General features: G+C 40.9%; 7 protein-coding genes. 4 read left to right on the forward strand and 3 right to left on the reverse strand.

What is annotated here, in order from left to right:
* Nucleotides 1-83 precede the first annotated feature (83 nt).
* The 3 genes from FTU17_RS03950 to yccS all read right to left on the reverse strand — a co-directional run bounded on the left by FTU17_RS03950 (nucleotide 84) and on the right by yccS (nucleotide 5,789).
* Entirely contained in the window at nucleotides 84-2,786 is a 2,703-nt protein-coding gene (locus FTU17_RS03950; protein WP_180074111.1) for a sulfite reductase flavoprotein subunit alpha, read from the reverse strand.
* 188 nt (nucleotides 2,787-2,974) lie between these two features.
* Entirely contained in the window at nucleotides 2,975-3,535 is a 561-nt protein-coding gene (locus FTU17_RS03955; RefSeq protein ID WP_180004995.1) for a YcxB family protein, read from the reverse strand.
* Between the two features lie 85 nt (nucleotides 3,536-3,620).
* Nucleotides 3,621-5,789, reverse strand: coding sequence for a YccS family putative transporter (gene yccS / locus FTU17_RS03960; protein ID WP_180023177.1), 2,169 nt, complete (start codon nucleotides 5,787-5,789; stop codon nucleotides 3,621-3,623).
* Between the two features lie 135 nt (nucleotides 5,790-5,924).
* Here yccS and FTU17_RS03965 point away from each other — a divergent pair, with 135 nt between their 5' ends.
* The 4 genes from FTU17_RS03965 to FTU17_RS03980 all read left to right on the forward strand — a co-directional run bounded on the left by FTU17_RS03965 (nucleotide 5,925) and on the right by FTU17_RS03980 (nucleotide 12,589).
* Nucleotides 5,925-7,127, forward strand: coding sequence for a multidrug effflux MFS transporter (locus FTU17_RS03965; RefSeq protein WP_180134741.1), 1,203 nt, complete (start codon nucleotides 5,925-5,927; stop codon nucleotides 7,125-7,127).
* A gap of 644 nt (nucleotides 7,128-7,771) precedes the next feature.
* Complete coding sequence (locus tag FTU17_RS03970; RefSeq protein ID WP_180063252.1) at nucleotides 7,772-9,049, forward strand: DcaP family trimeric outer membrane transporter; 1,278 nt, start codon at nucleotides 7,772-7,774, stop codon at nucleotides 9,047-9,049.
* 639 nt (nucleotides 9,050-9,688) lie between these two features.
* A complete protein-coding gene (gene gltS / locus FTU17_RS03975; protein ID WP_168379287.1) occupies nucleotides 9,689-10,930 on the forward strand; it encodes a sodium/glutamate symporter in 1,242 nt (413 codons plus the stop codon).
* Between the two features lie 183 nt (nucleotides 10,931-11,113).
* Nucleotides 11,114-12,589, forward strand: a complete 1,476-nt coding sequence (locus FTU17_RS03980) for a sodium:alanine symporter family protein (RefSeq protein ID WP_180005303.1) — start codon at nucleotides 11,114-11,116, stop codon at nucleotides 12,587-12,589.
* Nucleotides 12,590-12,775: the final 186 nt, after the last annotated feature.

Consider the following 12,775-nt stretch of genomic DNA (forward strand, 5'->3'; position numbering starts at 1 on the left):
CGTATTTGGCCTAAGTATAGCGTGAAAAAAACCAGACACGAGGTCTGGTTTTGAGTTGGGACTATTTATTAGTAAACATCTTATTAGTAAACATCACGTCGGTAACGCCCAGCTTGACGCAGGTCAGCCACGACATCTTCACCTAGTATATCAATCAATGCGTGGTCAACGTCCGTTGCCATACCATTGATACTACCGCAAACGTATATCACGGCACCTTGTTCTACCCATGATTTTAATAGGGCCGCTTGATCACGTAGCTCATGATGCACATAGCGTTTCTCCGTTTGATCACGAGAGAAGGTGAGGTCTATGCGTTGTACTAAGCCTGTGTTTTGCCATGCTTCAATGATGTCTTGATAGAAGAAATCATGTGCGCGTTGGCGCTCACCAAAAATCAGCCAGTTTTGCGTATAGTCTTGACGAACGCGTGCATGTAATAAGCTGAGTAAACCAGCAATACCTGTACCGTTACCAATACAAATCACAGGACGATTATCGGCGATCAAATGGAATGATTCATTGGTACGAATACGCAGTTGTAGTGTGCTATTGATCGCTGCATGTTGTGTTAACCACCCTGAGCCTAAGCCGAGCTCACCATCCACATTGGATTGCTGACGTACCACTAAGCGTAATACTTGCTGACTTGGAATACTTGCAATGGAGTATTCACGAGTTGGAAGCGGTGGAAGCTGTTCGAGCAAATGATCAAGGTTGGCAAATGGTTCAATATCTGTATTTAGGTTACGATCCCATAATGCATCTTCAATGCGTTGCTGATTCGAATCAACCACTTGCTGACTTTGAATCTGGTACTTTTGCATGAAGTTTGCAATACGTTCAGCACTATTCCCCGGCTGAATCTCTGCAATATCACCCGCTTGCCAGTTGGCTTCATGTTGCGGTTTTAACTCAATATTAAATGCAGGGGCACCTAAACTGTTCGGGTTGAGTAGATCACGTTTGGTCAATGTCCATGCATCAAAAGTTTTTTCAATTTGCATGTGCTGAAGTTCAAGTTTAGTCGCTTTGGCTAAAGCGCTATTCCATGCTTGAATGGCTTGGGTGTCGCCATTATTGACTTCAATTGTGTCAAACAGGGGCTTTGCAGCATTACTTTGCATCCAACGATGAATCGCATGACCAAAGCTACAGAAAGTATCAGGATATTCTTCAGAACCTAAAGCTAATACGGCAAACTGAACATGACTCAAATCGAGGCTTTGTGTCATCAGTTTACGTTCAAAGCTTGAAGCGAGGTCAGGTGCTTCGCCAGTGCCATAAGTACTTGCAACAAATAAAACCTGAGTGGCTTGCGTTAAGTCATCAGCAGAAAGTTGCTGAACAGCTTTCACTGTGACGGGCTGACGAGCCTCTTGTAAGCTTGTTGCTGTACGCCATGCCAATTGTTCAGACTGACCTGTTTGTGATGCATAGCAAATTAACCAAGGCTGTGCGTTTGGGTCGATGGCAACAGGTGCTAAGCTTTGACGAGCTTGCTGTGTCAGTTTTTTCTGTTTACGACGTTTGAGATAGAGCATCCATCCTGTGACAAAGAACAGCGGCATCATGAGGGATGCAATAACCACAAAGAACTGATAAATCGGTCCGAAGAAACTACCACGATGCACAGGTAACATGCTGGTCATGATTTTTTCATTTAATTTTTTATCTTCGTATAACTCGATATCGGTGAGAGCAGACGTTTTGTAGTTATAAGTCGCTTTGTTGCGAGCACGTTCATGTTGAGGGACGGCATCCACAAAGTTAATTTCTAATTCACCATTGGCTTTTTTCGGAATATTAAAAGTGACACTTGAGTATTCACGACCAATATTTTGATTAAAGCCATTCCAACTTTGGGTAAGGGCAATATTCACTTGTTCTGGTTTTAGACCACGTTTTTCTCCGCGACCTTCAGCACCATGTTTGTTTTCTTGAGAGCCGTGTTCAGAGGGACTCGACGTTGCAGGGTTACTTTCAGAACGTGCTTGGTGTTCACCACGAGTTTGTCCTGCTTCAGTGGCTTGTTTTTCAGCGCTTTGCTTTGCACCCGCCTGTTCAGCAGATTGCCTATTCGGTTTTGGACCTTCTTGTAACTGGGGCTGTGGACGTTCAACGCCCATGACTTTAAACATGCCATTACGCCACCAATCATAAGACCAGTACAGACCTGTACATGCCAAAATGAGATAAAAAACAATCACCCATGTGCCGACGACTGCATGTAAATCCCATAGGAAATTACGTCCTTTGAGCTTTGGTTTAACTGCAAGCCATTGTTTTACAGAATGTCTTTTTGGCCAACGTAGATACAAACCACTCAATACAAAATAAATCAGCATGAGTGTACATGCGCCGGTAATTTGTTTACCAACAGGGCCAACAGTTAAATTACGGTGTAGCTGCTGTACAAACTGGAAGAACTTTTGACCTTTGATTTCAGGTAAAACTTCGGCTGTATAGGGGTTAACCATCATGTTATAGCCACGACGAGCACCTTCTTTGACAATATTCACGGTACTTGAGGCGGTAGCATCTGAGGCAATAGAGATGCTGTTAATTTTCATGTCAGGATCAGACTGACTAAAGTGCTGATAAAGCTCAGCAGGGGTTAGTTTAGGCTGCTGTTGAGCCTGAACCACATAACTGTCCTGATTGATTGCTTTAAGTATTTGCTGTTCATAGGAATAAATGGCACCTGTAACCCCCATGAGCGAGAGTATTAAGCCGGCACTAATCCCCAAGAACCAGTGAATCTGGAAAAGGGTTTTCTTAAACATGATGAATTTAATATTGATAAAAGGTTGCTGAATTGCGACAAATTATAAACGATGATTTAGTAGAGAATGTGGAAAAAGTAAGTAATATTCATTCTCATTATTGTAATTATCAATAATTATTCAAAAATTAAACAGATAAAAAAACCTCCAAAGAGAGGAGGCTTTTTATAAACAAATGTCTGTTAGGCTTAAATTGGTTTAGCAGGGCCTACAGTTTCATTTAAATGTTTACGAATGGTCGAAAATGGAAACTTCTTGCTATCCATACGTTTAGGCAAGATGTATGCGCCGTCTTGACCCTTTACTTTAAAGTTCAAAAGGATGAAGTCTTTGGTGTCATACCATTCATGAATGTCTTTCCAACCGACAGTCATCGTCCCCATGTTTGCGCCCATACGTTGCTGCATAGAGATCCCATGCGGCTGAACACCCATACGGATGCCTTTAATTTCTTGAACAGGGACTTCGTTCAGTTTGCGTTTCGCATACCATTCGATACCGAATTTACGCACAAGGAAGTAAATCACGACACAGACAATAGCTACCCAGCAAAATACTGTTGAATAGTTCTTAATAAAGATGAGGCCCAAGAGTGCCAGTGCAAGAATTGCACCCATAATTAGCCATGCTTTTTTGCCAATTTTGAAGTTACTGCGAGACAGAACAAGTTGAGCATAACGTTGTTCTTCTTCAGAAATTTCATAAGCCACTGGCTCTAGCGTGTAGGCGTATAAATTTTTTGCGGTCATAGTGAAAGTAACAGATTTAAAACTGTAAAAAGTTTAGCATTATTTATACCAATTCAGTGAGTATATTGTTCCAAAATCATCCAAATTATAGTGAAGCCAGTTCCGTCGATGCTTGATCATGCTCATGACTGAGATTTTGTTTCAATTGGCTAAATTGGTTCAACACGTTAAACATTAAGGATAGCTGTTGTAGCACAATCAAGGATTTTTGATCTTCCTCACTGTTTTGTGACAAACGCTGACGGATTTCTTGCAACATATTTTGCGCAGATAAGTCTGGAACTTCGTCACGCAGCAATGCACCTTGAATGTCATCCGTGGCTTTATCCAATAAGGTTAAGACTTGTTGATCTTGAATTTTTTCACGGTGTGCACCCAAGGCTGCGATATAACTAATAAAGGTATGATTGAGGCACAAAAACTCAAAGGCTAAAGCTTTTTGAGTCGGATCGGTATCGGGTTCGGTGGCTAAAGTGGAAATCAGTGAAGCCACTTCTGCATCGGTATTATGGGCTGCACGACGGACCACACGATAATTCAACCCGTTATTACGACCAGATTTGTATTGTTCAACCACTTCGGCCAAATAATCACACTGCGCTTGAATCGAACGGCTGATGGTTCGAGGCAGGCGACGGAATTTCCAATCTGGGAAAATGAAACTCACACCAAACCATGCCAAGGCACAACCAATGAGCGTGTCAATCATACGCGGCATAGCTGCGGCAAAACCCATGCCATCTAAGTTAAAGTTGATCAGCGCCAAAATGGTAATAAATGCAGTAGCTTGTGCATATTGCTTACTGCGTAATTCAAAAAACAGTACGCCACTTAAAATGAGCAGTAATAACTGACCTTCGACAGAAGGGACAAAATATAAAATCGCATAACCTAGAATAATCCCGACCAATGTGCCAATGATACGTAAATAGAGGCGGCGCTTGGTGGCGTTAAAGTTCGGCTGGCTGACAAACAGGGCGGTCAATAAAATCCAATAGCCATAACTGATATTGGTCACTTGGACAAAAATATAACCAATAAATAACACGGTCGATAAACGCACAGCATGACGGAACAGCACCGATTCAGGGCTCAAATGTTGTTTGAATCGAATGACGATGTCGTCCCAACCTTTTAAATCATCATCTTTTAAACGATTTTCAATCAGGGCTTGTCGGTCAATATAACGCTCGGTTTCGACATTACGTAATTGCGCATCGATGCCTTTTAGGTTTTGGTATAAAGCAAATAAAGAGTTGATCCAGACTTCATCGTATTTTTGTTCTTCACGCAGCTTTTCGAGTGACAATTTTAGATTGTGGAACGCATGTTTAAAACGTTGATTATGATGATAAGGTTTTCGCTGTAAGATACTGATACTCAAATCTTTACAAGCTTTACCTTGAATCGAAAGCACGCGTTGAAAGCGAAATAAAATATCACTATGTTCAAAAATACGGGTCAATTTTTGATAATCAATATGCGCGGAATCGGCACGTTCATGAATGTCTTGCGCGACAAAATAATATTGCAGGCTACGACGCGTATCTTTTTGTCCACGGTCACCTTTTAAACGCGTTAATAAGGCCGTTTTCATATCGTTGAAAATGCCAATTAATTTGCCATTTTCGAGCGATAGCTCAATCAAACTTTGCTGGTAACTTTCTGGTGTCATATCGACATCAAACAAGTTAGATTTTGCAAATAAGAAGTCACCTAGAGATGAATAGCTTTGCGCCAATTTGTCCTGAACTTGACGTACAGGAAACAGTAGAAAGCTCAAAGTCGAAAGCAGTCCATACCACATCGCACCGATGACCAATAAACCTGCTTGTGTATACCAATTTTCAAAAAGTTCGACCCCTAGCATGGAATACACGGAGATCACCAGACAGCCATAAGAAATAGTGGCATAGCGACGACCCAATGAACCCAAAAGAATCCAACCAATACAAGAAACGATCAGCCCCAATGCAAATAAAATCGGATGCGGGAACAACAGATAAATGGATACCGCAGTAACAAAGAACCCAATATAAGTATAAATTTGATTGAGCACGCGGACTGAAAAGCGGTCATCGATATCACTTAGACCTGCGGCAACCACACCCAAGGTGAGGGGAATGGTCATCAATTGCTGATCTAAAAAATATGGGACAAAGGCTGTTCCTGCGAAGGCAATGACCATGCGCAAGTTATACATAAAGGTCGTGTTATAGGTTGCTTGTTTCAGTCGTGCGAGCCAGGCGTTCAAAATTTTTCCTTTGCTAAAGCGATGGGGCAGTAAGCAATGTGTATCGTGTGAATTTTCACATTGAAGCCAAGAAATAATACTATGTGCAGTGTAAACTTGTCTGCAAAACTTGCTTGCGATAAATGAATTATTCTTATGAAAAGGGTCGAATCACAAAAGGAATTTTCTCAACGCTGGATTGTCTTGTTGGCGTTGCTCACTGCTTTAGGTCCACTTTCAATCGATATGTATTTACCGGCTTTGCCTCAAATGGCTGACGATTTTGGTGTCACAACCCAACAAGTAGCCAATAGTCTTCCAGCGTATTTCTTGGGTTTGGCGATTGGGCAGTTAATTTACGGGCCGGTCAGCGACCGCATTGGGCGTAAAACACCGCTATATTTCGGTTTGGTTTTATATATTTGTGCCAGTTTTCTGTGTGTCTTTGCCAATAGTGAATGGAGCTTGATCGCGGCTCGCGTTCTGCAAGCCTTGGGTGGCTGTGTCGGTGTGGTGATTGCTCGTGCCGCAATTCGTGATCGCTTAAGTATGCAAGCTTCTGCTCAAGCCTTTGCCAGTATGATGATCGTGACAACAATTGCACCAATCATTGCACCTACTTTAGGCGCATGGGTTTTGCAGGTGTTTGAATGGCAATACATATTTGCGGTATTGGTGCTTGTCGGTATTTTTTGTCTTTTCTGTGTACATTTTTTCTTTCAAGAAACCCTGCCCGTCGAGCGACGTTTAAACTTAAGTTTAAAGCAAGTCTTAGGTTTATATGGTGTGATTTTACAGGACGAAACTTTCCGTAAACCGATGCTCACAGGCTGTTTTTCTGGCGCAATTTTATTTTGTTATATCAGTGGCTCATCTGCCATTTTAATGGATGGTTATGGTCTGAGCCAACAGCAATTTGCTTATGTATTTGGTGCGAATGCTTTAGGGATTATGGTGTTTTCGACCCTCAACAAGAAACTTGCAAATCGACTGGATGTTCGCCATCGTTTGCAATTGGGTAATGCACTTCAATTGTGTGGTGTGCTGATCTTATTGGCGGCAGGATTATTTAATCTTTCCTCTATCATTGTTGTAATGTTGGGCATGTTCTTATGTGTTGCTTCAATCGGCTTCACTGGTCCAAATGCGATGGCATTGGCGATGTCTGAACAAGGCTCACGAGCTGGCACAGCCAGTGCAATCATGGGAAGTATGCAATTTGCCTGTGGTCTATTGGCCGGAGTGTTTTTGAACTTTTTAGTATGGTCAGCGCTAATCAATATGGCTCTGATTATGCTGCTATTTGTGGTTGTTGCAATGTTCACCATGCGTAGTTTAAAAGCTTCAGCCATGGGTTGAACTAAATGCAGGTGATGACGTTTAGCAGGTCTGACTTAAACGTCGGTCATCAACGTACGTGTATTATTGATCAAATATCCGCGTCACTCATTATAAATGTTCATCATTCATAACTTTCAATGAGGGCGCTATTTATCGCACCTTGAGCTCAATTGCTGTTTGCTCGAAATTTATCTCTAAACCATCATCCACTTGAAAATAAAAAGTGAAACGGTGGATCGCTGTTGTCCCACTCGAATGAAATAGAGCAACTGATAAATAAGTATTATTTGCATTAAACACAGTGCTTTATGCTGAATCACTATCTATCGAATGCCTCTATCGGTAATGTGTCGGATTTTATCGTTTTTATGACATACCTATAGAGTATGGATTTTTACCTTTAAGGTATGGGTGTTGAGCTTTTTTGCCATCTGAATCGGCTAAGTCTGAATTTTAACTAAATATTTCAGTCTATTTTCAGTGATGGATTCAGCGTTTTTGCTTTTTGCTTTCAAGTATTTCGTTATTAAGGGCTGCAAGTTGGGACTTTAATGCGACTAAAGCACGGATATGCAGCTTGAAATTTGTCCGCTCAAATAGGCGAATAACAAAGCGCCCAGAGTTAGGGCATACAACAATGACAGGACAATAGAGAGCTTAGGATGAAAACTCAAACTGTATTCCACCCAATGAAAACCCTTGTTGTTGCCATGAGTTTGGCTACGGTCTCAATGGCTCATGCAGGCAGCAATACTTCTGAAATTGAACAATTACGTGCAGAAGTCGCAGAACTAAAAAGTTTGATTAAAGCGCAGCAGCAAGTTCAACAACAGCAACAAACAGAGATTCAGCAAGTTAAAGCGCGTCCTGTTGCACCACCGCCACCAGCTACTCCAGCGGCAAGCTTGAAATCTAAAGCAGGTGCAGATGTAAATCTTTACGGTTTTGTTCGTGGTGATGCGAACTACATCATTGAAGGTGCGGATAACGACTTTAACAGCGTACATACATCAACTGGTGCGACAAAAGACAAATTGCGCGCGACTGCTAAAACAACGCGTTTTGGTTTAGATTTTACCGCACCAGTGGGTGGCGATAATAAAGTCGGCGGTAAAATTGAAGTCGACTTTGCAGATGCGAGTGGTTCAAATGATGGACTTCGCTTACGTCACGGTTACTTAACCTTTAACAACTGGTTATTTGGTCAAACGACATCTAACTTCTTATCTAGCCATGCACCAGAAATGATTGATTTCAATACAAACTTGGGTGGTGGTACTACACGTATTCCTCAAGTTCGTTATAACTACAAATTAGCTCCAGATACTCAATTATTTGTTTCTGCGGAAGAAGGGGATAGTAAAGGGACTGTTGCTGCAGATCCGACATATCGCCTTCCAAACTTAACTGCCAAAGTGACTCAAGGTTTTGCAGCAGGTAAAGGCACAGCTTCAGCTCGTGCATTGGTTGAAAACTACAAATCTAAAGTTGCGGATGATACAGAAACAGCTTGGGGTGTAGCAGCGGGTGCATCTTATGCAGTGACTGATCAATTGAAATTGAATGGTGATGTCTCGTATACAGAAGGCAACAGCAACTATTTATATGGTTCTAACTCGGCTTACTCTGTGGTAGATGGCAACATCGAGCAAAACAAATTCACTGCTGTACAAGTGGGTGCAACTTATAAGTTTAATGAAAAACTACGTTCGACTTTAGCTTACGGCGCGCTATTTGCGGATGATGGCAGCGCGTATGCGAAAGATGAATCTAACTCAAATGCGAATGAAGAAGCACAGCAAGCTTGGTTAAATGTGATTTATACACCAGTGAAACCAATTGATTTAGGTGTTGAATATGTGAATGGTAAACGTGAAGCGTTTACAGGGAAAACATATAAAGATAACCGCGTTGGCTTAATGGCTAAATATAGCTTCTAAGCTCAAATCATCGATCAGAATCGATCAAAAAAGCCTGACTTAGTTCAGGCTTTTTTGTTTAAACAGAGGATGTATTAACACAAATGAACTCACAGCACTAAACAGATAGATTCATTAAATCGCCTGAGTCATGATGTCGTACTGGTTAAAGCAGGCGTTGAACCACGTACAGTGTATAGATCACGCTTAAATCTTTAATATTTTATATTTTATATAGATAAAAAATACGAATGCATTTAAATAAAAACAATTGGATATAACTTTAAATTATAGAAAAATTAACTTTTTGTAATAAAAAGTACTGAAATTTTATTGTTCAGGCTGCATAATGTGCGACTTTTCAGAAATAGTGCGAAACAGTACAGACATACACAATGTTCTGTCATTAAATTTGCTTCATTTGAGGCTGTTTCTCAATTTAAAACTTTTAGCGATTTGTTAGTCATTTTGAGTTAATTTTTAAAGCTCAGACTTACTTATTTGAATCAGATGATGAATATTTTTCAAACTCTTTAGCTTGAGTCGTTGAATTGCATTATTGATTTGAAATTACAAAATGTAGTTGTATTTCAGACCATAAAGGCAGCTAATGCTGATAGAAGAGCTTTAAAAATATTCAAATAATTTTGGACAAATTATATGGAATTTAGTTTTAATGCGTTTTATACCTTAATCGCAGCGGTAATTGTGCTTTTGTTGGGACGGTTTCTTGTTAATCGTATTGGTTTTTTAGGCCGATATAACATTCCAGAGCCTGTTGCCGGTGGTTTAGTTGCAGCGATTATTTCTTTAGTAGTGCACAGTCTTTGGGGCTATAGCATTACAACGAGTAGTGAATTACAAACGAGTTTCATGCTGATTTTCTTTGCATCCATTGGTTTAAGTGCAAACTTTGCCAAATTAAAAGAGGGCGGAATCGGCTTGGTCATCTTTATAGTCGCTGTTGCTTCATTCATCATGGTGCAGAACCTCGTAGGTATCAGTCTTGCGACGGTGCTAGGTATTGACCCTCTGATTGGCTTGATTGCAGGTTCTATTACCCTTACTGGTGGTCATGGTACTGCAGGCGCATGGGGTGAAATTTTAGAAGTTCAACATGGCATTCAAGGTGCATTAGCCTTAGGTATGGCAAGTGCGACATTTGGTTTGATTATTGGCGGCATTATCGGTGGTCCACTGGCTAAGCTATTAATTAACCGCTATCAACTTGCAACGCCTCGTACTCATGAACAAATTGAAAAAAGTGATAACACTCCTCTAGCAGATATTAATTCAACAGAATATGTGCCGTTTGAATATCCGCATCGAGTTCGTCTCATTACAGCAGATAATGCGATTACCACATTAGGTTTATTTGCAGGGTGTTTAGCATTTGCGGACTTCATGACCGATTTTAGTAAAGGTACTGTATTTGAATTACCGACATTTGTTTGGGCACTGGCTGGTGGTGTAATTTTGCGAAATGTACTGGAAGGTATTTTCCGTGTACAAATTTTTGACCGCGCTATCGATGTATTTGGTAATGCATCTCTATCTTTGTATTTGGCGATGGCATTGTTGTCATTAAAGTTATGGCAATTGTCCGATCTCGCTGGCCCACTTGTAGTCATTTTGGGTGCACAAACGCTGACGATGGCTTTGTATGCTGCTTTTGTGACTTTCCGTGTCATGGGTAAAAACTACGATGCTGCTGTTTTATCAGCAGGTCACTGTGGTTTTGGTATGGGTGCAACCCCGACGGCTGTGGCAAATATGCAAGCGATTACAAATATGTATGGCCCTTCACATAAGGCATTCTTAATTGTACCGCTATGTGGTGCATTCTTTGTTGACTTAATTAATGCGACGGTTATTCAGTTAATTCTCAAATTTTTCGCTTAATTCTACAAAGGCTCTAAATTAGAGCCTTTGTTTTTTTGTATTCGCATTTTAGGTATTGATTAGGCTTTGTTGCATAAATATGTAAGCATCTGATTTAAATAAATTTAATTTTGGATCAAAAAATAATCAAAACCTTTAAAATCATATAGTTATGAAATCTTTGTGCAACAAAGCCTATTGATTATGGATGAACAATTAAATGCAACTCTCATGGGCTGGGTCAAAGTTTTTAATGATCCGCTTTGGGATTTCTTAGTCGTATTCTTAGTGGCTGTTGGTATTTTCTATACTTTAATCACTGGCGCAGTCCAGATTCGTCTATTTTTTCATAGTATTAAAGTGATGAAATCTAGCCGTAAAGAAGGCGATGATGAACATGGGATTACACCATTCCAAGCCTTTGTGACGGGACTGGCCAGTCGTGTCGGCGTAGGTAATGTCGCAGGTGTTGCAATTGCGATTGCGATTGGTGGGCCTGGTGCGGTGTTCTGGATGTGGTTTACCGCATTTTTAGGCATGAGTTCAGCATTTGTGGAATCTTCACTTGCACAGCTCTTTAAAGTGCGTGATACGCAAAATCAGCAATTCCGTGGTGGACCAGCGTATTACATTACACAAGGTTTAAAGCAAAAGTGGTTGGGTGTGGTTTTTGCCATCGCGCTGATTTCAACCTATGGTTTTGTCTTTAATGCGGTGCAAGCCAATGCGATTACAGGTGCGACCTCACATGCGTGGGGCTGGGATAAAGCCAACATCATTTTAGACTTAGGTGGTTTCGGTTTTGAAATCTCTTGGGTGGGCTTATTCTTGGTGCTCATAACTGCGCTGATTATTTTTGGCGGGATTAAACGGATCGCCAAAGTTGCAGAAAGATTTGTGCCCTTTATGGCTTTGCTTTATCTCGCAGTTGCTTTCTATGTTGCATTTGCTAACTTTGCGATTCTCCCAGATATTTTCCAGTTAATTTTCAGTAAAGCCTTTGAATTTGATGCAGCAGCAGGTGGTTTTTTCGGTGCCATGGTTTCTATGGCAATGATGCAAGGGATTAAACGTGGTTTATTCTCCAATGAAGCCGGTATGGGTTCTGCACCCAATGCTGCGGCAGCATCAGACGTTAAACACCCAGTCAATCAAGGCTTAGTTCAAATGCTCGGTGTATTTGTCGACACATTTGTGGTGTGTACCTGTACGGCCATCATTATTTTGGCGTCCGGTTTGTATGAAAATGCAGGCTTTGAAGGCGTTGCTTTGACGCAAATGGCGCTTGAGAGTCAGATTGGTGCTTGGGGAGATGACTTCCTTGCCATTATCTTGTTCTTATTCGCTTATTCTTCAGTAATCGGTAACTATGCTTATGCTGAAGGTAATGTACAGTTTATCAATAACAATCCTAAAGTGATGTTTATATTCCGCGTATTCGTCCTCATGATGGTGTACTTTGGTTCAATCATGAGTGTGCCCCTGATTTGGAACTTAGCAGACCTCTTCATGGGCGTGATGGCGAGTATTAACCTTTTTGCGATTTTATTGCTGACTCCATTCTTATTGATGTTGATGAAAGACTACACCTCACAGTTAAAACGTGGTGTAAAAGAGCCTGTGTTTAAAATGGATGAACATCCAAAATATAAGGATCGCGTTAATTCCGATATTTGGTAAAGTCAAAAATTAACTTTAAAAAGCTCCGTTGTCGGGGCTTTTTTTGCTAGATAAGAGCTTAAATCCTGATGTGGAAATTCTGCTAGACATTGAAATTTTGACAGCCAATGACTTTCTAGGTTGTATGTCAATATAATGTGCATCGGTCAGAGGCATTAACGAATAATAACAGTGACGTGAATGCGG

This window comes from Acinetobacter sp. YH12070 (assembly GCF_013419625.1).
Classification (GTDB): Bacteria; Pseudomonadota; Gammaproteobacteria; order Pseudomonadales; family Moraxellaceae; genus Acinetobacter; species Acinetobacter amyesii.